21 protein-coding genes and 1 pseudogene are annotated in these 23,870 nt (G+C 73.4%); 14 read left to right on the top strand and 8 right to left on the bottom strand.

The window, feature by feature from the left end; translation table 11 throughout:
• Positions 1-58 precede the first annotated feature (58 nt).
• The 3 genes from ACFQ3T_RS19470 to ACFQ3T_RS19460 all read right to left on the bottom strand — a co-directional run bounded on the left by ACFQ3T_RS19470 (position 59) and on the right by ACFQ3T_RS19460 (position 3,094).
• Complete coding sequence (locus tag ACFQ3T_RS19470) at positions 59-1,198, bottom strand: L-talarate/galactarate dehydratase (RefSeq protein WP_380724727.1); 1,140 nt, start codon at positions 1,196-1,198, stop codon at positions 59-61.
• A 19-nt stretch (positions 1,199-1,217) separates the two neighbouring features.
• Positions 1,218-2,129 (bottom strand): 5-dehydro-4-deoxyglucarate dehydratase, encoded by a 912-nt coding sequence (gene kdgD / locus ACFQ3T_RS19465; RefSeq protein WP_380724726.1) that lies wholly within the window; start codon positions 2,127-2,129, stop codon positions 1,218-1,220.
• Positions 2,130-2,200: 71 nt separating this feature from the next.
• Positions 2,201-3,094, bottom strand: coding sequence for a LysR substrate-binding domain-containing protein (locus tag ACFQ3T_RS19460; protein ID WP_380724725.1), 894 nt, complete (start codon positions 3,092-3,094; stop codon positions 2,201-2,203).
• 31 nt (positions 3,095-3,125) lie between these two features.
• On the opposite strand from ACFQ3T_RS19460, the gene ACFQ3T_RS19455 reads away from it, so the two are divergent.
• The 3 genes from ACFQ3T_RS19455 (at position 3,126) to ACFQ3T_RS19445 (ending at position 6,023) form a co-directional block, all read left to right on the top strand.
• On the top strand, positions 3,126-3,968 hold the full coding sequence (locus ACFQ3T_RS19455) for an endonuclease/exonuclease/phosphatase family protein (RefSeq protein WP_380724724.1): 843 nt from the start codon (positions 3,126-3,128) through the stop codon (positions 3,966-3,968).
• A gap of 140 nt (positions 3,969-4,108) precedes the next feature.
• Positions 4,109-4,762, top strand: coding sequence for a polysaccharide deacetylase family protein (locus tag ACFQ3T_RS19450; protein ID WP_380724723.1), 654 nt, complete (start codon positions 4,109-4,111; stop codon positions 4,760-4,762).
• 10 nt (positions 4,763-4,772) lie between these two features.
• Positions 4,773-6,023 (top strand): SGNH/GDSL hydrolase family protein, encoded by a 1,251-nt coding sequence (locus ACFQ3T_RS19445; RefSeq protein WP_380724721.1) that lies wholly within the window; start codon positions 4,773-4,775, stop codon positions 6,021-6,023.
• A 96-nt stretch (positions 6,024-6,119) separates the two neighbouring features.
• Here the strand turns inward: ACFQ3T_RS19445 and ACFQ3T_RS19440 are convergent, their stop codons facing one another.
• Positions 6,120-6,737 carry a zinc-binding dehydrogenase gene (locus tag ACFQ3T_RS19440; protein WP_380724720.1) on the bottom strand — a complete coding sequence of 206 codons (618 nt, stop codon included), beginning with the start codon at positions 6,735-6,737 and terminating at the stop codon, positions 6,120-6,122.
• Between the two features lie 7 nt (positions 6,738-6,744).
• Here ACFQ3T_RS19440 and ACFQ3T_RS19435 point away from each other — a divergent pair, with 7 nt between their 5' ends.
• From ACFQ3T_RS19435 to ACFQ3T_RS19395, 9 genes are all read left to right on the top strand, one after another.
• Positions 6,745-7,728 carry a glycosyltransferase gene (locus ACFQ3T_RS19435; protein WP_380724719.1) on the top strand — a complete coding sequence of 328 codons (984 nt, stop codon included), beginning with the start codon at positions 6,745-6,747 and terminating at the stop codon, positions 7,726-7,728.
• A 142-nt stretch (positions 7,729-7,870) separates the two neighbouring features.
• Positions 7,871-9,370 carry a cytochrome ubiquinol oxidase subunit I gene (locus ACFQ3T_RS19430; RefSeq protein WP_380724718.1) on the top strand — a complete coding sequence of 500 codons (1,500 nt, stop codon included), beginning with the start codon at positions 7,871-7,873 and terminating at the stop codon, positions 9,368-9,370.
• A complete protein-coding gene (locus ACFQ3T_RS19425; RefSeq protein WP_380724717.1) occupies positions 9,367-10,389 on the top strand; it encodes a cytochrome d ubiquinol oxidase subunit II in 1,023 nt (340 codons plus the stop codon). Before ACFQ3T_RS19430 ends, ACFQ3T_RS19425 begins: the two co-directional genes overlap by 4 nt.
• A 113-nt stretch (positions 10,390-10,502) precedes the next feature.
• Complete coding sequence (locus tag ACFQ3T_RS19420; protein ID WP_380724716.1) at positions 10,503-10,682, top strand: hypothetical protein; 180 nt, start codon at positions 10,503-10,505, stop codon at positions 10,680-10,682.
• A gap of 152 nt (positions 10,683-10,834) precedes the next feature.
• Complete coding sequence (locus ACFQ3T_RS19415) at positions 10,835-16,699, top strand: hypothetical protein (protein WP_380724715.1); 5,865 nt, start codon at positions 10,835-10,837, stop codon at positions 16,697-16,699.
• Positions 16,696-18,075: a hypothetical protein gene (locus tag ACFQ3T_RS19410; RefSeq protein ID WP_380724714.1), complete on the top strand. Its 1,380-nt coding sequence runs from the start codon at positions 16,696-16,698 to the stop codon at positions 18,073-18,075. Before ACFQ3T_RS19415 ends, ACFQ3T_RS19410 begins: the two co-directional genes overlap by 4 nt.
• A gap of 71 nt (positions 18,076-18,146) precedes the next feature.
• Complete coding sequence (gene lexA, locus ACFQ3T_RS19405) at positions 18,147-18,809, top strand: transcriptional repressor LexA (protein ID WP_380724713.1); 663 nt, start codon at positions 18,147-18,149, stop codon at positions 18,807-18,809.
• Positions 18,810-19,383: 574 nt separating this feature from the next.
• Positions 19,384-19,677, top strand: a complete 294-nt coding sequence (locus ACFQ3T_RS19400; protein WP_380724712.1) for a hypothetical protein — start codon at positions 19,384-19,386, stop codon at positions 19,675-19,677.
• On the top strand, positions 19,677-20,372 hold the full coding sequence (locus ACFQ3T_RS19395; protein ID WP_380724711.1) for a hypothetical protein: 696 nt from the start codon (positions 19,677-19,679) through the stop codon (positions 20,370-20,372). The genes ACFQ3T_RS19400 and ACFQ3T_RS19395 overlap by 1 nt, the downstream gene beginning before the upstream one ends.
• A gap of 56 nt (positions 20,373-20,428) precedes the next feature.
• On the opposite strand, the gene ACFQ3T_RS19390 is transcribed toward ACFQ3T_RS19395, so the two are convergent.
• Together ACFQ3T_RS19390 and ACFQ3T_RS19385 are read right to left on the bottom strand one after the other, a co-directional pair.
• Positions 20,429-21,136: a hypothetical protein gene (locus ACFQ3T_RS19390; protein WP_380724710.1), complete on the bottom strand. Its 708-nt coding sequence runs from the start codon at positions 21,134-21,136 to the stop codon at positions 20,429-20,431.
• 206 nt (positions 21,137-21,342) lie between these two features.
• Positions 21,343-21,954: a TetR/AcrR family transcriptional regulator gene (locus tag ACFQ3T_RS19385; protein ID WP_380724709.1), complete on the bottom strand. Its 612-nt coding sequence runs from the start codon at positions 21,952-21,954 to the stop codon at positions 21,343-21,345.
• 143 nt (positions 21,955-22,097) lie between these two features.
• Here ACFQ3T_RS19385 and ACFQ3T_RS19380 point away from each other — a divergent pair, with 143 nt between their 5' ends.
• Complete coding sequence (locus tag ACFQ3T_RS19380) at positions 22,098-22,532, top strand: hypothetical protein (RefSeq protein WP_380724708.1); 435 nt, start codon at positions 22,098-22,100, stop codon at positions 22,530-22,532.
• 16 nt (positions 22,533-22,548) lie between these two features.
• Here the strand turns inward: ACFQ3T_RS19380 and ACFQ3T_RS19375 are convergent, their stop codons facing one another.
• Together ACFQ3T_RS19375 and ACFQ3T_RS19370 are read right to left on the bottom strand one after the other, a co-directional pair.
• Positions 22,549-22,779: a hypothetical protein gene (locus ACFQ3T_RS19375; RefSeq protein ID WP_380724707.1), complete on the bottom strand. Its 231-nt coding sequence runs from the start codon at positions 22,777-22,779 to the stop codon at positions 22,549-22,551.
• A gap of 39 nt (positions 22,780-22,818) precedes the next feature.
• A complete protein-coding gene (locus ACFQ3T_RS19370) occupies positions 22,819-23,469 on the bottom strand; it encodes an HD domain-containing protein (protein WP_380724706.1) in 651 nt (216 codons plus the stop codon).
• A gap of 108 nt (positions 23,470-23,577) precedes the next feature.
• On the opposite strand from ACFQ3T_RS19370, the pseudogene ACFQ3T_RS19365 reads away from it, so the two are divergent.
• Positions 23,578-23,870: pseudogene (locus ACFQ3T_RS19365) on the top strand (AraC family transcriptional regulator); the annotation flags it as partial.

Raw genomic sequence — 23,870 nt, 5'->3', positions numbered from 1 at the left:
GGCCGCCGCCGCCCGCCGCATCGACGAGATCCTCACCGAGTCCCGATGAACGGCGGGGTCACCCGGTGGTGGTCGCGGTGTCGGTGGTCCAGGCGCGAGCCTGGTCGCTGAGGGTGATGCCGAGACCGGGGCGGTCGGAGAGGCGCATGCGGCCGTCCCGGATCTCCAGCCGCTCGGGGAACAGCGGGTGGAGCCAGTCGAAGTGCTCGACCCACGGTTCGCGGGGGTAGGCCGCGGCCAGGTGCACGTGGACCTCCATGGCGAAGTGCGGCGCGAGCTGGAGGTGGTGGTGGTCGGCGAGGGCGGCCAGCTTGAGGAACTGGGTGATGCCGCCGACGCGGGGCGCGTCGGGCTGCAGGACGTCGACGGCGTGGTGGCGGATCAGCTCGTAGTGCTCCGCGACGCTGGTCAGCATCTCGCCCGACGCCACCGCGGTCGTCAGCGCGCGGCTCAGCTCGGCGTGGCCCTCGGCGTCGTAGGCGTCGAGCGGTTCCTCGATCCAGACCAGGTCGAACTCGTCCAGCGCACGTCCCATCCGCCTGGCGGTGGGGCGGTCCCACTGCTGGTTGGCGTCGACCATCAGCGGCACGCCGTCGCCCAGGTGCTCGCGCACGGCGGCGACCCGGCGCAGGTCCTCGGCGTGGTCCGGGAGGCCCACCTTGATCTTGATGCCGCCGACGCCGGAGTCGAGGGTGCGGGTGGCGTTGTCCTTGATCCGGTCGACGGACTCGTGCAGGAACCCGCCGGAGGTGTTGTAGCAGCGGACGGAGTCGCGATGAGCGCCGAGGAGCTTGGCGAGCGGGAGGTTCGCGCGCTTGGCCTTGAGGTCCCACAGGGCGATGTCGAACGCGGCCAGCGCCTGGGTCGCCGCGCCGCTGCGGCCGACGGAGGCGCCCGCCCAGACGAGCTTGGTCCAGAGCCGGCCGATGTCGTTGGGGTCCTCGCCGATCAGGTCCGGCGCGACCTCGCGGGCGTGCGCGAACTGCGCCGGGCCGCCGGCCCGCTTGGAGTAGCCGAACCCGAGGCCCTCCAGCCCCGCCTCGGTGCGGACCTCGGCGAACAGCATCGCGACCTCGGTCATCGGCCGCTGCCGGCCGGTGAACACCTTGGCGTCGCTGATGCCGGCCGGCAGCGGCAGCGTCACCGACGACACCGTCACCGAGCTGATCCGGTCGACTGGGGACGGGCCTGCGGACATGGTGCTCCTCGGGGTGGGCTCAGGCGACCTTGCGGACCAGGGTGGCCAGGTCGGCCAGCTCGTCCTCGGTCAGGTCGGTCAGCGGCGGGCGCACCCGGCCGCCGTCCCGGCCGACGGTGGTCAGCCCCGCCTTGACGATCGACACCGCGTAGCCGCGGGCGCGGTCGCGGAGGTCGAGGTAGGGCAGGACGAAGTCGGACAGCATCCCGTAGACGGCGGGCCGGTCCTGGGCGCGCACGGCGGCGTAGAACCGCAGCGCGAACTCGGGCAGGAAGTTGAACAGCGCCGAGGAGTACGTGGTCACGCCGAGCTGGAGCAGCGGCAGCGCGAACGTCTCCGCGGTGGGCAGGCCGCCGATGTAGACCAGCCGGTCGCCGACCCTGGCGTACGTGCGGGTCAGCTGCTCGATGTCGCCGACGCCGTCCTTCAGCCCGATCAGGTTGGGGTTGCGGTCGGCGACCTCGGCGACGGTCGCGTCGGTGAGCACGGCGTTGGCGCGGCTGTAGACGATCACGCCCAGCTCGGTGGCCCGGCACACCGCGGTGATGTGCTCGACCAGGCCGCGCTGGCTCGCCTCCGTCAGGTACGGCGGGAACAGCAGCACGCCCGACGCCCCGGCGTCCTCGGCGGCCCGCGCCTGCGCCGCGGAGACGACGGTCGCGCCGGTGGCCGGCGCGATGACCGGGACCCGTCCGCCCACCTCGTCCACGGCGACGCGGACCACCCGGTCGATCTCCTCCGGGCTCAGCGAGAAGCCCTCGCCCGTCCCGCCGGCGGCGAACAGGCCGGCCACGTCGAAGCCCGCCTGCCAGTCCAGGTGCTCCCGGTAGCGGGCCTCGTCGAAGCGCAGGTCGGCGTCGAAGTGGGTGACCGGGAACGACAGCAGCCCGGAGGCGAGTCGGTCGGCCAGGGCGTCGGGGTGCGTCGTCACGGTGCCACCGTAGGAACCAGGGGTGATGCCTGTCCAAGAGTTGTTTCGCATTGCTCAATACCCGGAGGGCATCACTCCAGTGGCGAGCACGCCTCCAGCACGTCGAGCGTGCGCCACAACGCCGGGTTGGCGGACTCCCGCAGCCACAGCAGGTGCAACTCCACCGGCTTCGGCACGGCCGTCTCCAGCCGGACGAAGCCGACGCCCTCGATGCGCAGCCGTGCCGCCGACTCCGGCACGAACGCGATGCCGCGCCCGGCCGCGACCAGCCACACCATCGTCAACACCTGGCTCACCGAGTGCACGGTGTTCTCGTGCGCGATCGGCACCGTCCCGGCGACCAGGTCGTAGAAGTAGCGGGCCTGGGTGGGCGAGTGCGCGATCACGGGCTCGCGCACCACGTCGGCGGCCGTCGCGGCCCGGTCCAGCGCCAGCAGGGGGTGGCCGGCGGGCGCGGCGACGAGCAGCCCCTCCCGGTGCAGCAGGCGTGAGCCGAACGTGGCGTCGTCCACCGGCGGGCGGCCGAGGCCGAGGTCGACCTCCTCGTTCACCAGCGCGGCGACCTGCTCGCGGGTCACCATCTCGGCCAGCTCGAGGTCCACGTCCGGCAGCTGGTCGGCCAGCTCGTCCAGCACGCGGCCGAGGATGCCGTAGGTGGCCGCCGCGGTGAACCCGACCCGCACCACGCCGCTCGACCCGGACGACACGCGCCGGGCCAGCTCGGGCGCGGTCTCCGCGAGCGACAGCAGCCGGCGCGCCTCGACCAGGAACACCTCGCCCGCCGCCGTGAGCGTCACCCGGCGGTTGTCCCGGATCAGCAGTTGCGCGTCCACGGCCCGTTCGAGCTTCTGGATCTGCCTGCTCAGCGGCGGCTGGGTCATCGCCAGCCGGGCGGCGGCACGGCTGAAGTGCAGCTCCTCGGCGACGGCCACGAACCCGCGCAGCTGCTCCAGGGTGAACGTCATGCCGGGAAGGTATCAACCCAGGTCACGTTGGGTGCTCCGACGCGCGCCCGCTTGGCGGTACGGCGCCCGCCGGTCGGGTGTGATCATGGACGGCATGGGCTCCCCGCGCCGCTCCGCCGGCCTCGTCCTGGCGGCGTTCCTGCTCTGCGGCCTCCTGCCGGCGCCGGCCGCCGCCGCCACCGCGTTCAAGGTGTTGCAGATGAACCTGTGCAACAGCGGCGTCGCCGGCTGCTACCAGGGCGGGCGCGCGGTGGGCGAGGCCGTGGCGATGATCCAGCGCCGGCTGCCGGACGTGGTCTCGGTGAACGAGGTGTGCCTGTCCGACTTGCCCCGGCTGACGGCCGCGGTCGGCGCGTCCGCCCAGTACCGGTTCGCGTTCGTGCGCAACAGGTCCACGAACTCGGACTACCAGTGCACGGACGGCCGCGGCGCCTACGGCAGCGGGATCATCGTCAAGGAGGGCGTCCGGACCGGCGGTCACGGCACCTACTCGGCGCAGGACGGCGGCAACGAGATCCGGGCGTGGGCCTGCGCCCTGAGCGCCGTGCGCGGTTTCACCGCGTGCACCACCCACCTGAGCACGACCGGCACGACGGCGTTGGCGCAGTGCCGGGAACTGGTGCCCGGCATCGTCCTGGCCCACGACCCCACCGGCTCGCCGACGACCCGGCACGTCGTGGTCGGCGACCTGAACCTCAGGTACAGCCCCGGTTCCGCGACGAACGCGCAGAACTGCGTCCCGTCGGGCTGGTTCCGCAAGGGAGACGGCGACGTGCAGCACGTCATCGCGCGCACCCTGACGTTCGTGTCGACGCAGGAATTCGCCATGTACCGCACGGACCACCCGGCGTTCGTCGTCAACCACACCTTCTGACGCCGTCCGCGCCGGGGTCTCGCGCGCGGGCCAGTTGAGACTCGAAACATCCGCGAAACCTCTGGTAGGCGGGCAGATCACGACCTGATAGTGGTCAACGCTCGTCCGACGGAAGGGGTTTCACAATGAGGTGGAGAACGGTGCTCCTGACCACCGGCCTGGTGCTCGGCCTGTCGGCCGCGCCGGCCGGCGCCGCCGAACCGGTGATCGTCGACTCCACCAAGCACGGCGGGCGCACGGTGGCGTTCACGTTCGACGACGGCCCGAACCCGGCCGACACCCCGCGCCTGCTCGACGTGCTGCGCCGGCACCACGTCAAGGCGGTGTTCTGCCTGTGGGGCGACTTCGTCGAGGCCCACCCCGAGCTGGTGCGCGACATCGTGGCCGGCGGCCACTCCCTGTGCAACCACAGCATGCACCACGACAACATGGGTGACTGGACGCCGGAGCGGATCGAGGCCGACCTGCGGCAGACCAGCGCGGCCATCCACCGCGCCGCGCCGGGCGTGCCGATCCGCTACTTCCGCGCGCCCTACGGCAGCTGGGGCCAGTCGCCGCGGGTCGCCGCGAAGCTCGGCATGACGTCGCTCGGCTGGAAGCTCGTCATCGGCGACTGGGAGCCGCCGGGCACGGACGAGCTGGTGCGGCGGGTCAAGGAAGGCCTGACCGAGGGAGCCGTGGTCCTGATGCACGACGGCCCGAACGACCGCGGCCAGACCGTGGACGCCGTCGAGCGGCTGATCCCCGAGCTGCGAGCCGACGGCTGGCGCTTCGACCGCCCCGCGCGCGGCTGAGGTGACCGCGGTGAAGCGTTCCGCGACGGCGGCACTGGCCGCCCTGCTGCTCCTGCTGCCGACGGCGGCGTCCGCGTCACCGAAGGCGACGTGGGTCGGCGCGTGGGCGACGTCGCCCACCACCGTGCCCCCGTCGGACACCACGGCGTTCGAGGACCAGACGTTGCGCCAGGTCGTGCACCTGAGCGTCGGCGGCAGCACGGTCCGCGTGCGCCTCTCCAACGAGTTCGGCACGCAGCCGTTGGTCGTGGGGGAGGCCCGCGTGGCGCGGCGGGCGGGCACGGGCTCGGCGATCGACCCGGGCAGCGACCGGCGGCTCACGTTCGGCGGGCGCGCGTCCGCCACCGTGCCGCCCGGCGCGCCGCTGCTCAGCGACCCGGTCGCGCTGCCCGTGGCGGCCGACTCCGACCTCGTGGTCAGCATCCACCTGCCGCACCGCACGCCCGGGAACACCGTGCACGCCTTCCCCTACCAGGACGGCTACCTCGCGGCGGGCAACGTCACCGGGCGGGCCGAGATCACGCCGACCGCCGTGCTCGGCAAGTGGCACTTCCTCACCGGGGTCAGCGTCACGGGCGAGCGCGGGTCGACCGTGGTGGCGTTCGGCGACTCGATCACCGACGGCGCGGAGACGACGCGCGGCGCGAACCGGCGCTGGCCCGACGTCCTCGCCCGCCGCTTCCAGGACGACCGGCGCCTGCGGCACTTGGGCGTGGTCAACGCGGGCATCAGCGGCAACCGCCTGCTGCACGACCCCAACCCGCCCGCGGGCCACCAGGCCGAGGCGTACGCGGCGTACTTCGGGCAGGCGGCGCTGCGCCGCTTCGACCGGGACGTCCTCGCCCAGCCGGGCGTCGGCCACGTCGTCGTGCTGCTCGGCGTGAACGACCTCGGCCACCCCGGCACGAGCGCGCCGCTGTCGGAGAAGGTGACCGCCGAGGACATCATCGGCGCGCACCGGCAGCTCATCGCCCGTGCCCACGTCCGGGGTCTGCGCATCCACGGCGGCACCATCACGCCGTTCCGCGGCGACACGTTCGGCTTCTACAGCCCGGAGAACGAGGCCGCGCGCCAAGCGGTCAACCACTGGATCCGCACCGGCGGGGAGTACGACGGCGTGATCGACTTCGATCGCGCCGTCCGCGACCCGAACCAGCCCGACCGCCTGCTGCCGGCCTACGACAGCGGCGACCACCTCCACCCGAACGACGCGGGAATGGCGGCGATGGCCGCGGCCGTGCCGCTGCGCCTGTTCCGCTGACGACCGACGGACGCGGGGTCGCCCTGGAGGGGGCGGCCCCGCGTCCTCGTCCGCGCCGGTCGGCGGGTTCCGGGACGCGGCCGGCGGACCGTCGCGTCAGAACGTGAAGACGGCCTGGAGCACGTGGGTCCGGCGTGCGGCGAGGTCCGCGAGCAAGGCGGGCGGGTCCTCGAACGGCACGCACGTCGTGATGAGGTGCCGGGTGACGGCGTCGTGCTCGGCGCGGAGGAGGTCGACGGTCTCGGCGGACAGCCGTTCGCGGTCCCACGCGTGGGCCGTGCCGCGCGGCACCCGGCCGATCTGCGCGCACCGCACGGTCAGGCCGTTGTGGTGGAACTCCTCGCCCAGCCGCACGTCCCGCGCGCCGTCCGGGTAGAACGCCAGGTCGACGACGGTGCCCCGGGGCCGCAGCAGGCGCAGCGCGAGGGCGAGGTCCGACGACCGGCCCCGGCACTGGAAGACGACGTCCGCGCCCCGGTCGCCCGGTCCGTGCCGCCAGCGCGTCTTCAGCTCCACGGCGAGGTCGCCCGCCTCCGGGTCGGCGGCCGTGAGGCCCAGCGCGGTCGCCGCGGCACGCCGTCGCGGCGTCGGGTCGACCACCACGACCTCCGCCGCGCCGTGGCGCCGGGCGAACAGCGCCGTGAGCAGCCCGACCACGCCGCCGCCGGTCACCGCCACCCGTCGACCGCGCACCCCGTCCGCGAGAGTCAGCACGCTCCCCGTGGACGAGCGGGTGTCGTTGTTCCCCGAGGGCCAGTTCGAGCACCTGCTCGCGCCCTACAACCGGGTGTCCGGCATCGCGCCCGCGCACCTGCACCGCGTGCTCGCCGAGCTGCGGTCGCGCGACGACATCGACCTCGTCCACGACCACGTCGAGGTGACCGGCCTCGGCACGCTCGCCGCGGCCCGCGTGCCGACGTTGCACACCCTGCACTGGGACCTGGCCAAGCACCGCCGCTTCTACGCCGCCGTGGACGCCGGGCCCCGGCTCTTCGTCAACGGCGTCTCCGCCAACCAGCTGCGCGACGCGCCGCCGTCGCTGCTCCGGCACAGCCTCGGGCACGTGCACCTGGCCACGCCGCTCGCCGACGACGCCGACACCCGCCCGCTGCCGCCGAAGGAGGAGCACGTCGTCGTGCTCGGCAGGGTCACCCGCTGCAAGGGCCAGCACGTCGCCGTGCGGGTGGCCCGCGAGGTCGGGTGGCCGCTGGTCCTCGCCGGGCCGGTCGGCCCGTTCCACCGCCGCGACGACCTCGACCGCGCCGTCGCCGCCGACCCCGGGGCGCTCGCCAACCCCGACGTCCGCTACTGGCACGAGGAGATCGCGCCGCACGTCGACGGCACGCGGGTGCGGTGGGTCGGCACGGTGCGCGGCGGCGAGCGCGAACACCTCCTGGCCACCGCCGCGGCCGCCCTGTTCCCCATCACGTGGGAGGAACCGGGCGGCACCGCCGTCACCGAAGCGCTCGCGCTGGTCTGCGCGGTGGTCGGCTTCCGCCGCGGCTGCCTGCCCGAGCTGGTCGACCACGGCCGCACGGGGCTGCTGGCCGAGCCGGACGACGAGGCCGACCTCGCCCGCCAGCTCACCGGCAGCAAGGGGATCGACCCGGCCGAGTGCGTGCGCGAGGCGGTGCGGCGGTTCCGGCCGGCCGTCATGGCCGACGCCTACCTGGGGCTGTACCGGCACGTCGCCGGCGTGGCGTGAGCGTCGTCCGTTCGGGTGGCGCTCGCGGGGCGGCCGGCGTGCCGGCGTGGTGGGGTGGACCGGGCGGCCCGCGGACCGGGGCGTCCGACGGACCGGGCCGCCCGGTGGGTGGCGACTGCCCGGGCGACGGCGAGGAGGTCGGGTGACCGCACTGGAGCTCGTGGCCTCGGGCGCGGCGGACAACCTGCTGGCGGCACGGACGCAGATGGCGCTGTCCCTGGGCTGGCACATCGTGTTCGCGTGCTTCGGCATCGCGTTCCCGGCGATCGTCGTGTTTACCGAGTGGCGCGGGCACCGCCGGGACGACCCGGTGCTCACCGAGCTCGCGCACACGTGGGCCAAGGCGATGGGCGTGCTGTTCGCCGCGGGGGCCGTGTCGGGCACGCTGCTGTCGTTCGAGATGGGCATCCTGTGGCCGGGCCTGATGGACCGCTTCGGCGAGGTGTTCGGCTTCCCGTTCGTGCTGGAGGGCTTCGCGTTCTTCGTGGAGGCGATCTTCGTCGGCGTGTACCTGTTCGGGTGGAGCCGGTTGTCGCCGCGGGCGCACATGCTCAGCGCGGCGCCCATGATCCTCGCGGGCATCGCCGGGGCGTTCTTCGTCGTCTCCGCCAACGCGTGGATGAACAACCCGACCGGGTTCCGGCTCGACGCGAACGGCGAGGTCGTCGACGCGCGGCCGGTGGCGGCGATGTTCGGCCCGTCCACGTGGCCGCAGTTCGTGCACATGTGGTTGGCGGCGTTCATGGTGACGGGGTTCCTCGTCGCCTCGGTGTACGCGGTGGGCATGCTGCGCGGCCGCCGTGACCGCTACCACCGGTTGGGGCTGCTCATCCCGCTGACGGTGGCGGCGGTGATCACGCCCGTGCAGATCGGCGTCGGCGACTGGATCGCCAACGCGGTCGCCGACAACCAGCCCGCCAAGCTGGCCGCGATGGAGGCCCAGTACGAGACCACGGCGGGCGCGGGGCTGTCGCTGGGCGGGATCTACCGCGACGACCGGCTGCACTACGCGCTGGAGGTCCCGTACGCCTTGTCGCTGCTCATCCACCACGACCCGCACGGGGTGGTGCCGGGGCTGGAGGAGGTGCCGGTCGACGAACGACCGCCGGTCAACGTCGTGCACCTGGCGTACAACGCGATGGTCGGTCTCGGCACGGGGTTGCTGCTGCTCGCCGGGTGGTTCGGGTTCGTGTGGTGGCGGCGTCGGCGGCTGCCCGTGACGGCGTGGTTCCCGCGTGCCGTGGCGGTGTCCGGCCTGGCGGCCGTCGTGGCGATGGAAGCCGGGTGGATCACCACCGAGGTCGGCCGGCAGCCGTGGATCGTGTACGGGGTGCTGCGCACGGCCGACGCGGTGAGCCCCGCGCCGGGCCTCGGGTACGGGCTCGTCGCCGTCGTCGCGGTGTACTCGGTGCTGACGGTGTTCACCGCGGTCGTGCTCCGCCGCCTGGCCCGCGGCCACGACACCCTCGCGCCGCAGGAGCAGTCGCCCCACCGCCAGTCGCCCGAGCACGAGTCGCCCGGACTCCACCTGCCCGAGCACGAGTCGCCCGGACTCGAGCCGCCCGAGCACCAGTCGCCCGAACGCCAGCCGCCCCCGGAGCAGTCATCGCCAGGGGAATCGCGTCGAGGGGAGCCGTCGTGACGCTGGCGGAGGTGGTGCTCGGCGCGGCGTTCGCGGGGCTGCTCGCCTACGCGCTGTTCGGCGGCGCGGACTTCGGCGGCGGTGTGTGGGACCTGCTGGCCGGAGGCACCCGGCGCGGCCTGCGCACCAGGGCGTTGATCGAACGCTCGATCGGCCCGGTGTGGGAGGCCAACCACGTCTGGCTGATCTTCGTGCTGGTGGTGCTGTGGACCGGGTTCTCCGGCGCGTTCGCCGCCGCCGTCACCACGCTCTACATACCGCTCACGCTGGCCGCGTTCGGGATGATCGCCCGGGGCGCCGCGTTCGCGTACCGCAAGAGCGTCAGCACGGTGGGGATGCGCCGGTTCTTCGGTGCGGCGTTCGCGCTGTCGTCGCTGTTCACGCCGTTCTTCTTCGGCGCGGTGGTCGGCGGGGTGGCGTCCGGGCGGGTGCCGCCGGGCATCGCGGCCGGCGACGTCGTGACGAGCTGGGTCAACCCGACGTCGCTGCTCGGCGGGACGCTCGCCGTGCTCGTCTGCGCCTACCTGGCGGCCGTGTTCCTGTGCGCCGACGCCCGGCGCGAGGGGGAGACCGACCTGGCCGAGGCGTTCCGCCTGCGCGCGTTCGTCACGGCGGCGGTGACGGGCGCGGTGGGCCTGGCGGGCATCGCCGTGCTGCGGGCCGACGCGCCCCTGCTCTACGCGGGCCTCACCGGGCGCGGGCTGCCGGTGGTCGTGCTGTCGGTCGTCGCCGGGCTGGCCGCGATCGCGTTGCTGCTGACCCGCCGGTACGCCCTGGCACGCGTCGCGTCCGCCTCGGCGGTCGTGACGATCCTGGTCGGCTGGGCGGTCGCGCAGTACCCGTACGTCCTGCTGCCCGGCCTGACCGTCGAGGAGGCTGCGCGCGGCCGGCCCACCCTCGTGGCCCTGCTGTTCGCGCTGGGCCTCGGGGCGCTGGTGATCGTCCCGGCCCTCGTCTACCTCTACACGCTGTTCCAACGCCCGCCGCTCGCCGACCGGGCGCCACCCCGCGGCGGCTGACGGGCGGCGACCGCCACCGCCGCCGCGCGGGACGTCACGGCATCAGGGTCGTCAGGACGGCGACGTCCGACTCGTCGTCGGGCACGTACTTCGTCGGCGGCCGGACGGCGCGGGTGCGGCTGCTGGTGGGACCGGAGAGCCCGCCCACCACCAGCGTCGGCTACGCGAACTCGGGTTCCGACCTCAACTCGTACATGGGCGGCATCGTGCGGCCCGGCGAGTACTGGATGGCCGCGACCCACCGCCCGGGCCTGAAGGCCGGGTTCGAGTGCGTCTTCACGCCCCTGTTCTGACACCGCGTGTCCGGGCCGCGCGACACCGCCGCAATAATGCGCACATCGACTGATCGGGGCTAGGCCGTTCGAGTGGGAAATTCGATCACCGCCCGGTAGGGACACGCTTCACTCCTTCGTGGGTGCCAGGCGATGGGGTAAGACTTCGCTCCGTGACCGCCGACGTTCCCGCCGAGCTGCGCAAGTGGCTGATGTCGCTCAACGACCCGGACTTCAGCGTCCTGCTGACGGTGTGCGACCCGCTCCGCCACGCCGCGCAGATGCCGCCGCCCAGCAAGGACGCCAGGCCGCCCGTCCGGCGCGAACTGCGTGCCGCGCGGGCCCAGGCGGCCAAGATGCCGTCGCACCAGCTGTCGCGGCTGGCGCTCGGCGGGTTGTCGATCGCCACCAGGGTGCTGACCGCGCACTGCGGGTTCGAGCCGAGGACCGTGCACAGCCCCGACCTGGACGAGCTGCGGCGGATGCTCGTCGCGCTCGGCAACCCGCTGGGCCGGTTGGTGCTGTTCGGGCTGTTGCAGGAGGACGTGCCGGCGACGGACCTGGCGACGGAGCACCGCGCCGACCTCGAAGTGGCGGTGCAGGCGGCGGGGCGGTCGCCCGTCACGGCGTTCATCGAGGCCTTCGACCACCTCCGGCAGCCGTTGGAGGCCGACCCGTCCGCCATGCCGGAGGCCGGGGACCACCAAGACGCGTTCGACGCGGTGGTGGCCCAGGTCGACCGGTTCGAGACGGACCTCGCCACGGTGCGTGACCGTGCCGCCGGTGTGGCCGCGTTGCTCCGCGGCGCGGCCGACGACGTCGAGCGCGGTGGCGAACCGGCCGACGTCGCCGACCGGCTCGCCGAGTACCGCGAGGAGCGTCGAGCGTTCCTCGACTCCCTCACCGGGTTGACCGGCCAGGAGTACGCCGACTTCGGCCACGTCGACGCGGACCTGGTCACCTTCCGCGCCGAGGTGCTGCGGCAGAAGGAGGAGGCCGCCCGGCGTGCCGCGGAGCAGCAGGCCAACGCCGCGCACGTCGCGCGGTTGCGGCAACAGCTGGTCGAGCTGGAAGCCCTCGCGGAGACCGTGCCCGACAGCGCCCGCGAGTCGGTGCGGAGCGCGGCGCAGGCCGTGCGGGACGAGATCGCCGAACGCCTGGCGGCCGCCGCCGACGCGTCGTTGGCGGAACTCGGCTTGCCCGAAAAGCCGGCGACTACAGGAAAGGCAGCGACCACCGACGATCCCGCCCCCGCGGCACGTGCGGCGGAACCCGAGGACGCGACCGCAGCGGGCCGACCGACCGAGACCGACCGGAACCCGTCACCCGCCGAGGAGTCCGACTCGGCGTCGGACGCGGGCGCGCCGCCGGAGGTCGGACCGGACGAGCAGCCCGGCCCGGACGAGCAGCCCGCGGCAGACCGGCACGCCGGACCGGATGGGGCCGGAGCGGACGAACAGGCCGCAGCGGACCGGGACGCACCACCCGAGCCGGAGACCGGGCCGGCCGAGGGCGCGGCCCCGGAGCAGGACGCCGAGCCGGAGGGCACCGAGGACACCCCGACACCGCCGCCACCCACCCCGCCGACGCCGACCCCCTCGACCCCGCCGACGGCGACCACCTCGGCGACCGCGACCACCTCGGCGACCGAAACCACCACCCCGACCGAAACCACCCCGACCGAAACCACCGCGTCGGCCGCAACGACCGGGCCCGACCGTGACGAGCTGGCCATCGGCTTCCCCTGGGAGGAGGGCAACCCGCCGCTCGCCGTCGAACTGGCGCGCGACGGCAGGCTGGTCGAGGCCTACTGGGTGACCGCGATGTCCGGCGAGCCCAACCAGCGCATCGCCGTCCTGCGGTTCGCCGCCGCCGCGTACGCGATCAACAACAACGCCGACGCCACCGCCGTCCTGGCCGGGCTCGAACTGGACGCGCAGGAACTCGCCGGCGACCCCGACGCCGCCGCCCTCGCCACCACCGCCGCGCTGCGGGCCGCGCTGATCGCGGGCTGGGGGCACCCGATGCTCACCCAGCTGCGGCCGGAGCTGGTGCTCCCGACCCACTGGGCGGCGCTGATCGACACGACGATCGACGCCGTCCGGCGCGGTTTCCGGCCGGACGACGGCCTGGGCGGCCCGCTGCTGGAGAACGACGCGCAGGAGGCGCGCACCGAGCTGGGACGGCGTGCCCGGAACCTGGCCGAGGAGCTGCCCCGCCGCAAGAACAGCTACCAGCGCGCCACCCGCGTGCTGCAACGGCTGATGCACACCGGCGAGCCGCTGGCCACCGCCTTGGACGCCGTCGCGAAGTGGGCCGACGGCACGGGTGACAGCCAGGCCGTCGCCGCCGCGCTGGCGGAGGTGAACGCGCCCGGCGCGATCGACGCCATGATCGAGTCCGCCGACGCCGCCATGCGCACCCCGAAGCAGGCCCGTGAGCCGATCGTGGCGATCGCCCTCCGCACGCTGGTCCGCGCGATCGAGGAGGTGCGCACGATCCTGCGCGAGGCCGACGCGGTGAGCCGGCGGCTGACCGTCACCCAGTCGGAGGACCAGGCCGTGGCCGCACGGCTGGCCAAGGCGCTCGCGGACGTCGAGTCGGCAGAACCGCCGCCGGGCATGACCGGTGTGGCGATGGAGCTGTTCCGCCGCTGGTTGCAGCGCCCCACCGAGACCGTCCGCGCCGGGTACGCCGCCGTGGGCGGGGGTGAGGCGTCCTTCAGCCTGGCCGAGCCGAGCCCGGACGTCCTGCTGGTCCTGCCGGACCTGCCCCGCGACGCCGACGGCCGCCCCAACCCCGAGGACCTGCGGACGTCGGTGGTGCTGGCCGGGCTTACCCGCACGCCCGACCTGGAACGGGCCGTGGCCGTCTACTGCGAACGCGGCGACCTGCGCCGGGCCCGGCGGGTGGTCGAACTCGCGGCGGACGGCTTCTGGGACGTCGACCAGCCGGTGGGCCCGCTGCGCCAGGTCGTGGAGGACGCCACGCGCTCGTGGACGAAGCTCCACCGGTCCGCCCTCAACCAGGCCCGCGACCTGTTCGCGCGCATCCGCACCCAGAACCTCCTCGACCCCGAGGACGAGACGGCGGTGGCCGGCCGGCTGGAAGCCCTGACCGCCGTGGACGACGGCGCGTTCGACGAGGCGTCGGCGAAGCTGGCGGAGCTGGCGAAGGAGCTGGAGGCCAAGCACCGCTCGCGGGTCGCCGACCTCCGCACGGAGATCGAGACGTTGAGCGTCCCGGCCGCCGACCACGACCGGATCGTCGCGCTGCTGGACGACGGCGACACGGTGACCGCCGCCGAGTTCATCGCGTTCATCCGCGCCGGCAAACCGCTGCCCGAGCACGCGAAGGAGGCCGCCGAGGACGTCCGCAGCTTCGCCGAGACGGTCGCCCAGGGCAACGACGCCATGCGGGACAGCGCGCTCGGCTGGGCCGAGCTGGCGGCGAACGGCGCGACCCTCACCGCCCTCGCCAACACCGGCGTGCAGGCGTGGGACTCGCTGCGCAACCACGACGGCCTGGGCGGCGACCGGTGGGCGAACGCCGTCCGCGACATCCTGCGCACGCTCGGCCTGCAGGCCGCGAACCGGCCCCAGGAGATCAACCGGGGCGCACGGCGGGGTTTCCGCAAGTTCCGGGTGCAGGGCACGCCGTCGGACGGCTCGTACATCTCGACCCTCGGGTCGGCCGCGAGCAACTACACCGTGACGGTCGTCGTCGAGGAGCACCGGGGCCGCCGGTCCGTGCTCGACGTGCTCGGCACCGAGGACGCCGGGCGCGCGAACGTCGTGCTGTACCTGCACACCATGGACCTGCCGGCACGTCGCCAGCTGGCCGCGGAGGCGACGCGCAGCCCCGTGCAGGCGCTCGTCATCGACCCCGCGGTGATCGGCTGGGTGGCGGCGAACGCGCCTGGCTCGTGGCGCGCCACCCAGCGCATCACCCTGCCGTGGACCGCGTTGAACCCGTACACGCCGTTCGTCGCGGGCCTGGTGCCGCCGGAGGTGTTCGTCGGCCGGGTCCGCGAGATGGCCGAGGTGATCGACCCGAACGGCGGGCTGTTCATCTACGGCGGCCGGCAGCTCGGCAAGTCGGCGCTGCTGCGCCGCGTCGAGGCCACGTTCAACGACGGCGAGTACCGGTTCGCGGTCTACCTCGACCTGAAGGGCCGGGGCATCGGCGAGGCCGAGCCGGCGAGCCGCATCTGGCGGGAACTGGTGCTGGAGCTGAAGAAGTCGGGCGTGCTGTCCGACCGGGTCTCCCAGGACGCGCCGCCCGACGTCGTCGTGAACCAGGTGCGGACGTGGCTCGACCAGCACACCGGCCGCCGGCTGCTGCTGCTCGCCGACGAGGCCGACGCGTTCCTCACCGCGGACTCGCGCGGCACGCCCACGGCGGGCGGTGTCGCGCACTTCCCGAACGTGTTGCGGCTCAAGGAGCTGATGGAGTCGACGGACCGGCGGTTCAAGGTCGTGTTCGCCGGTCTGCACCAGGTGCAGCGCTTCGGGCACCTGTCCAACGTGCCGCTGGTGCACGGCGGGCCGGACATCCTGGTCGGCCCGCTGGACCAGGTCGACGCGCGGCGGCTCGTCGTGGCGCCGCTGGCGGCCCTCGGCTACCGCTTCGAGCGGCCCGAGCTGGTGTGGCGGCTGCTGTCCGCGACCAACTACCAGGCCAGCCTCATCCAGATCTTCTGCGAGGAGCTGGTGCGGACGCTGCACAACCGCGTGTCGCACCACCAGACGTTGCCGGTGCCGATCCGGGAGAGCGACGTCGAAGCGGTGGCGGGCAGCGACCGCGTCCGGGCCCGCATCGCCGAGCGCCTGCGGATCACGATCAACCTCGAGGACCGGTACCGCGTGCTCACGCTGGTGATCGCGCTGCTGAGCCTGAAGGACATGTTCAGCACCGACTACGGCCCCGAGCAGCTGCTCCAGGAGGCGCGCAAGCACTGGCCCGCCGGGTTCGAGGACCTGACCGCGTCGGGCGTCAGCATCTACCTGGACGAGATGGTGGGCCTGGGCCTGCTCATCCGGCTGTCCGGGCAGAGCCGGTACGCCGTGCGCAGCCCGAACGTCGTCAACATGCTGGGCACCAAGGCGAGCCTGGAGCTGGAGCTCCGGGAGACGGACTTCGACCTGCCCTACGAGTACAACCCGCGCGACGCGCGCCGGCTCCTGGTCAACGTGCAGGGCGTGCAGCGGCGCAGCCCGCTCACCGACGGCCAGCTGTACGACCTCACCGCGGACGGCGCGGTCTCGGTCGTCACGGGCACCGACGCGCTCGGCGTGGACCGCGTGCCGGACGCGGTGAAGGACTACGCGGAGATGCGCGGCAGCCGGGTCGAGGTGCACACGTCGGTGGGGGACATCGCGAAGGCGGTCACGGCGGCCGCGCGGCGCAAGCGGCCCACGGTGATGGTGGCGGACCTGCGCGAGCGGACGGTGCCCGAGATCGTCCAGATGCGGGACCGGCTGACCAAGGACCGGCTGGCCTCGGTCCTGCTGATCCAGCCCGCCGTCGCGCGGGACGTCGTGCGCGAGCTGGGTCCGGAGAAGGGCGCCGAGCTGGTCCGCCCGGCCCGGTGGACGGCGAGCAGCCTGCGCAGCTGGCCGGAGTGCCCGTTCGACGTGCTGCACTCGCGCGTGCGGCTGATCGAGGCGACCGGCGGGTGGACGGAGCTGGTGGAGGACGTCATCGGCATGGTGGTCATGCGCGGCGCCACCCAGGCGCAGGCGCTGGACCGGGTCGTGCAGTGGTCGAAGGACCTGGCGTGGGCGCGGAGGTTCCTGGCCCAGGCGGGCGTCGGCCAGGCGTTGGTGGGCAAGATCGGGCCGTGGGTGGACTACGTCGACCCCGGCGAGCCGATCGACACCGTCGACGTGGCCGCGATCCTCGAACTCGACCTGCCGGGCGCCATCGACCTGCTGGACGAGCTGGTGAACCTGGGCGTGCTGGACGAGAGCCCGGACGGGGTCATGCTGGACCGGGTCGTGCACCGCTGCATCACCACGGTCCGCGGGCAGTCGTGAAGAGCGGTCGCTGGGAGCTGGGGTCGCTGCCCGGTCCGCGCGGGCACGTGGAGGCGTTGGCGGAGGACCTGAACGCCGGGTTGAGCTGCGTCTGGCTGTTCCCCGACGACCTGGTGGACCGCGGCGCGGCCGACGACCTGGTCGAGCTGGTCGGCTCGCACGTCGAGACCGTCCGCGTGCCCCAGCCGGAGGTGCGGCGGACCAGCGGGCAGCGGGGGAGCGCCCGGCCTTCGGCCCCGGCGGACGACTCGCTGCCGTCGTGGGCGAGGGGCGGGCTGGGCGTGTTCGACTGGGACGAGTCGTTCCACACCGTCGACGTGCCGACGCTGGAGAGCACGTCGACGGTGGCCGAACGCCTGCTGATGGTGTCCGACGCCGTGCCCGCCGACGGTGAGGACCCGCTGGCCGTGCTGGCGTCGTCGGACTGGCTGCGGCGGAAGGTGGTCGTCGTGCGGGCGTGGGACGAGAACGACCCCGACGACGTCGCGTCGGTGCTCACCAGGGTGACCGCGCACGCGAAGGCGCACGGCGTGCCGCCGGAGGAGCGGACCAGGGTGCTCGTCGCGGCCACGCTCGGCGGCCTGCCCGTCCGGCTGCTCGACCAGGTCGACCCGGTCACCACCAGGGTGCACTGGTGGTGGAGCGTGTGCGGCCGGCTCGACACGGCGGTCGTCACCACCGCCGCCCGACCCCGCAACGCCCGCCGGGGCACCGTGACGCGGGTCGACGTGCGGGAGCTCGTGGCCGCCGAGGTGGTCGTGGAGGTGGCTGGCCCGGACCTGCTGCTCGCGGAGGGGCTGGCGTCGTCGTGGGACGGCCGCATGGCGACGTTGCGCGAGCAGATCACCGCGTTCACGCACGAGGAGGAAGACCTCGTGCCCCGCGCCCTCCGACGATCGCGCGGGAGCGGTGAGCGGCCCGGCGAGGAACTGCGGCCCGCGTGGAACGCCGGGTTCGCCGACGTCTGGGACGGGCAGCTGCGGATCAGCCCGGCCGTGCGCGGGGTGATCGGCACGGCCGTCGACCTCGACAACCTGGTGTGGCGCGGGCAGAACCGGGCGCTGATGCCGCTCGTCGACGGGTGGCGGGCCAGGCTGGAGGAGAAGGTCCGCGCCAGGGCGAGTTCCGCCGTGCTGGCCGAGATGGGCCGGGACGCCCGCGGCGGCCCGGCCGGGTCCGAGCGGCCCGGGCGCGCGACGTTGGAGCTGGGCGTGATGGCGTGGGCGGTGTCGACGTCACGCATCCGGCTGCCGCAGGCGGACCGCGACCTCCTGTTCTGCCTGCGCGACGCCCGCAACGCCCTGTCCCACCTGAGACCGCTGGACGACCAGGAGCTGGACCGGCTGGCCCGCGCGATCCCCGACGAGTCGTGGTGACGGCCGCCGCGCGGCGGGTCCGGCGGTCACCGGGCGCGACCGGTCCGGTCACCGGCCCTATCATTCCGCGGATGACCGCCTACGACGATCTTGACGCGTTCGAGCACCTGGACACCTCGGCGCTGCCGCCGCGGCAGCAGCGCATCCTCGCCGCGATCCGCGACTGGGTGATGAGGCACGGGTACTCGCCGAGCACGCGCGAGATCGGCGACGCGGTCGGCCTGCGCTCCTCGTCGTCGGTGTCGAAGCACCTGGCGAGCCTGGAGGAGAAGGGTTTCCTGCGGCGCGGCGGCTCGATGTCGCGGCCGATCGACGTGCGCCTGTTCCTCCGGGAGCCGTCGGCGCACGGGTCCGGCGACGACTCGGTGTCCGTCCCGGTGGTCGGCCACATCGCCGCGGGCAGCCCCATCGCGGCCGACGAGCACGTGGACGACGTGCTCACGCTGCCCCGCGGGCTCACCGGGCGCGGCACCGTGTTCGGCCTGCGCGTGCGCGGCGACTCGATGGTGGACGCCGCGATCTGCGACGGCGACATCGTCGTGGTGCGGCAGCAGCCCGAGGCGCACTCCGGCCAGATCGTCGCCGCGATGATCGACGGCGAGGCCACCGTCAAGGTGTACCGCCGCCGCAACGGCCACGTGTACCTCGAACCCCGCAACCCGGCCTACGACGTGATCGACGGCGACCGGGCCGTGGTGCTCGGCACGGTCGTCTCGGTGCTGCGCAGCGTCTGACGCGGAGGCGGGCGGCACGGCCGTTCGGCCGGAGTCGCGGCGGGTCGGCGGAGAGATCCTGTCCACTCCCGTTCAGCCCGGTGTCCATAGACGTCTCTTGACGCTCTACCGAATGGAATGACCCAGTTCAGAGGCGCTTTTCCGGCTCACCATCTATGTGTGGTCCGGGTCACATGCGTTGATCCTATGATGACTCGGTGCGGGGCCGATTCACGTCGGCCGGCGCACCCTGGCCCTTCTGCCGGTAGCGGTTGAGCGCGGGGTTTCGGCGGTTCCCGCTGGAGACGGGTTCCGCCACCAACGTCGAGCCCCGGACGGCGCGTTGTCGTCCGGGGCTTTCGTTCGCGTGGACACGCGCTGTCCGGATGGACACGCATCGTGATCTCGCCTCTGGTCACCACTCGCGCGTTGTGGTCAAATCCGGCTTGTCACCCGATTGGATGTCCACGATCCGGCGGTCTCCAGCCGTCCGAGTGGCATCCGCAGGCCGAGAGCTCAACCGCTACCGAAAGAAAACCGCCGTGTTCCCGCGCATTCGCGGGAACACCGAGTGGTCTCCACAGAAGGGCTTCGCGTGCACCCCCGCGATCGCAACCAACCGGGCGGCCGGTTCGCCTGGGCCGACGTCCCGGTGCTCGGCCTGGCGTTCGCCGCCGCCTGGTACCTGACCCGCTACGAGCACTACTCGGTGCCCGCCGCCGTCGCCACCTCCGCCGCCGCGCTCGGGCTGTTCACCGTGGCGCTGTCCGCGCCGAGGTGCGCCCGCCGCGTCGCCGCGCTGCTGGTCGCGCTCGGCGGCGCGCCGGCCTCCGCGCCGCTGGACCCCACGAGCGCGGTGAGCGTGAGTGAGCCGGTGGGGCGGCGGTAGTGGCCACGGGGAAGTACCTGACCGTGCAGCGGTCCCTGCTCCGGGCCGAGTCCTCGACGGAGTTCCGCTCGATGCTCAACCGCATCCGCCGGGAGGCGGGGTTCAGCTGCGGCCAGATCGCGGTCAAGGCGGGCATCCCGCGCAGCCAGGCGTACGCCCTGGTCGACGCCAAGCGCACGGCGTTGCCGAACAAGCCGGACCAGGTCGTCGCCTTCCTCCGGGCGTGCAACCTCTCGCCGATGCACACGGACATCGTCATGGACCGCCTGCGCGAGCTGAAGCAGCGCCAGTCCGCCGCCGGCCCGTCCGCGCCGAGCCGGTCGAAGGCCGGGGACCCGACCGGGGAGGCGCGGGTCGCGGCGCTGGAACCACCGGCCGAACCGCCGCCGGCGCGCGTGGACGACGAGCGGGACATCGTCGTCAACATGGGCAAGCTGACGCCCATGCGGCGCACCAACAACACCGCCCTGGTGCACCTCGTGCACTACGTGCTGGCGAGCGACGAGCGCACCAGGCGGGCGAACCGGCTCCTGCTGAGCCTCGGGTTCGTCCTGTTCCTGGTGCTGGCGGCGCTCGGGGGAGTGCTGGTGCTGGTGCCCGGCAGCTTCCGGGCGTGGGTGGTCGGCGGGGTGGGCGGCTCGATCGCGCTCGGCACGCTGATCCTGATGAGGACGGTGCTGCGCAGCTACCAGTGACGTGGACGCGCGGCGGACGGCCGTCCCGGAGGACGACCGCCGGCCGCTCCCGTCGCTCAGGAGGTGATGTGGAGGGTCTGGTCGAAGGCGCCCGACCCGGCCTGCTTCTCGCCCAGCAGCTTGTAGGCGCCGGTGAGCGTGGCGGTGCTCGGGCACGTCGAGCTGCCGCTGGTCAGCCGCAGGCTCGCGCCGGACAGCGACGCCTGCGCGTCCGCGACCGACGTGACCGGGCGGTTGGCGTTGTCCTTGTTGTAGACGCTGCCCGTGACGCTGTTGTTCGCGCCCGCGCCGACGAAGTAGCAGGTGATCCGGATGCCCATCCAGTTGGAGGAGTCCACCTTCGCCGAGACGTTGTTCAGCGTGATGGTGCCGTCACGGCCGCCCGCCTGCGGCGCGTAGGTGACGTTGCCGCCGCTCCACGGCAGGGTGGCCGGCGTGATGGTGGTCCGGCCGCCCTGGTCGTTGGGGCACGACCCGTTGGTCGCGCTGGAGTCGCTGAAGGAGGCGGCGGAGAGGCTCGCGGCGGTGCCGTCCGACCTCACCGACCCCGTCATGGTGGAGCGGTTGCACGTGGCGTTGCCCGCGGAACTGGCGAACCGCACGGTGGACGAGATCAGGGTTCCCTTGATGTTGCCCGAGTAGGCCGCGCCCGTCGCGGAATCGCTCCGGATCGTCGTGCCGGCGGCTCCCGCCGTCGGTGCGATCAGGGTGAACGAGGCGAGCAGGGAAAGACCGGTCAGCCCGATGGTGGCAATCCTCTTCACGAACATCTCCTTTCCTCATCCCCGTAGGGGTGCAGGGGCTCATATAGAAACAGTCGTGTTTCTAAATTGTCAAGGAAAGTCGGGGATGATTACCGAGGGCATGGCGGAATCATTCGTCGACGGGGCCGTTCGGTCAACCGGTTGGGCCGAACCGGTGGCCGCGCGAAGCGAGTGGTCGCACGGAGTAGGCGGGTTTCCGCCAATGGCTAGGAAACGGACTTCGGGAGCGACTTCGCCCGTTCGTCGGCGGCCCGCTGGTGCCCCAGGAACGGCACGAGCACGTTGTAGAGCAGGTCCGGCAGCAGGTCGGGCAGGCGGTCCGCCTCGCCGCGCGACACCCGGTTGTAGATCACCTGGAGCACCGCGCCGACGATCGTCTCGGCGGTCAGCTGCGGCCCGATCGGTGTCTCCGGGAGCCCCTGGGACGCGTGGACGATCCGGTCGGTCAACGCGCTGAGCACCTCGCGGCGCCGTTGCAGCGCCTCCGGCCCGGCGGACAGCACCTCGACGATCACCATGCGCGTGACGGCGGGGTCCTCGGCCAGCACCCGCAGGCAGACCTCCAGCGCGGCGCGCGTCGCCTCAACGAAGTCGTCGTGCCCGCTGTAGGCGCGGACCACGGCGGCGGTGATGCGCCCGACGGCGCTGTCGAACGCGGCCAGGAACGCGTCTTCCTTGCTGGAGTGGTGCTCGTAGAACGTGCGGCGCGAGACGCCCGCGAGCTTGATGATCGAGTCGACCGAGGTGTTGGCGTAGCCGTGCTCACTCACCGCGCCCGCCAGCGCCGCCAGGATGCGGTCGCGCTGGTTGCCCGCCACGAAGTCGCTGCTGAGGCCGTGCCTTCCGGGCGGTAGCTGGTGCGGTTTCCGTGACTTGCTGCCCACGTTCCTCGTTGACTGGTCGTGATCGGCTCAGGCTGGACCGCCTGATGCTAGTGGACCTTCTACCTGGTGTGTGCCGAATGCGGGAAGTGGTGCGCGACGACGCGGTCGCGGTGTTCATCCGGGCGGTGGACGACCTCCACCGCCGCTTCGACCGGGCCGGCCACGGTCGCGGCGGGTGCGAAGAGCGCTTCGCCGCCGTGGTCGCCTCGGTCGTCGCCTGGCTGGCCGACCACCCGGACCAGGCCCGGCTGTACTGGTGCGACTGGGGGACGACCGCCGACCCGGACCTGCGCGGGGCGGTGCTGCGCGCCCGGCGTCGCCTGACCGACTTCGCGCTGCGGCACCTCGGCCCCGACCCCCTCACCACCCGCCACGAGGTGAACATCGAGTACCTGGTGGGGCTCGTCCGCCAGGTCGTGGACGAGGAGTTGCAGAAGCCCGCCGTCGACCTCGGCCGCCTGGCCGAACGCCTCGCCCGCCTCGGGCCCCTGCTGAGCGCCCACGACGACTGACCGCGCCGACGGCGACCTAGTCGAGTGGGTCGCGCAGGGTCAGGACGACCCGCAGCACGTGTTCGACGGCGGACGGGAACACCGCGCCCCGCAGCTCTCCGCGCGTGGCGAGGTTGCGGGAGGCGAACTCCAGCATGCGGTCCTCGCCGAGCCTCCGGACGACGAGCGCGGCGACCTCTTCCAGGTCGAGGGCCGGGTTGTCGAGGCGGGCCAGCGCGAACTCGACGACCAGCTCTTCCTCCGTCACGCGCCTCACCTCCCGACCACCCCGAGGGTAGTCCAGGGGTCAGCCCACGGGGTCCGGCGTCGCGGTGAGCTGCCGCCACGTCGGCCCGGCGTGCTCGGGCGCGTACTCGGCGACGAGCAGGGACGGGAACGTCAGCGGCGGGGCCTTGCGCGGGTCCGCCTTCGCGTCCTCCACGATGGCGGCGGTGATCGCCTCGGTGAGGTCGAGCCGGGGCAGCCGGCGCCGCGCCGCGTGCACCAGCGAAGCGGGCAGGCGGTCGACGGAGAGCCCGAGGACGTCGGCCCCGGAACCCAGGTGCACCAGCGCGATCTCCGGTCGCTTGCGGCCCGCGATGCCGGGGCTGGTGTGCAGCGCGATCGCGTCCCAGACGACCTCGACGCGGTCCTCCGCCACGCCGTGGCCGCGCAGGAACCGGGCGGCGGCGTCGGCGCCGGCCACCTCGAACCGCTGGCCGCCCTCGCCGTCCTCGGTCAGCCCGAGGTCGTGCAGGACGCAGCCCAGGAACAGCAGCTCGTCGTCGTAGTCCTCGTCGGGCCGGAGGCCCTGGTCGTGGCCGATGCCGCGGGCGAAGAGGTAGGTCCGCACGCTGTGGTTGAACAGGTACGCCTCCTCGGACTCCTCCGCCAGCCGGTAGGCGGCGCGGGCGAGGTCCGTCCCGGGCAGGTCGAACTCCTCGTGTGGCGTGGACATGGGCCCCTCCAGCGGGTCGGGCGGTCGTCGGGTGGAACCCGGTGATCGTCTCCGGCGGCCGCACGCCGAACCAGTGTCCAGAACGCCCATCACCGCTAAGATCTCGCCATGTCCGTGGTCGCGGTGCTGGCGCTCGACGGTGTCCTGGGGTTCGAGCTGACGATCCCGTGCCTGGTCTTCGGCACGGCGCTCGCCGTGGCGGGCGACCAGCGGTACGAGGTGCGGGTCTGCACGCTCGGCGCAGCCGCCGACCCGGTCGACGCCGAGGCGGGCGGCCTCGCGTTCCGCACGCCGTGGGGGCTGGACGCGCTGGAACGCGCCGACACCGTGTTCCTCCCGGCGCGAGCCGGCTTCCGCCACGACCCGCCGTCCGCGGCGCTGGACGCCGTGCGCGCCGCCGC

The sequence above is a fragment of the Saccharothrix hoggarensis genome (genome assembly GCF_042678885.1).
Lineage (GTDB): Bacteria > Actinomycetota > Actinomycetes > Mycobacteriales > Pseudonocardiaceae > Actinosynnema > Actinosynnema hoggarensis.
The sequence above is the reverse complement of the archived record's forward strand: the minus strand, read 5'-3'. Positions and strand labels throughout refer to the sequence as shown.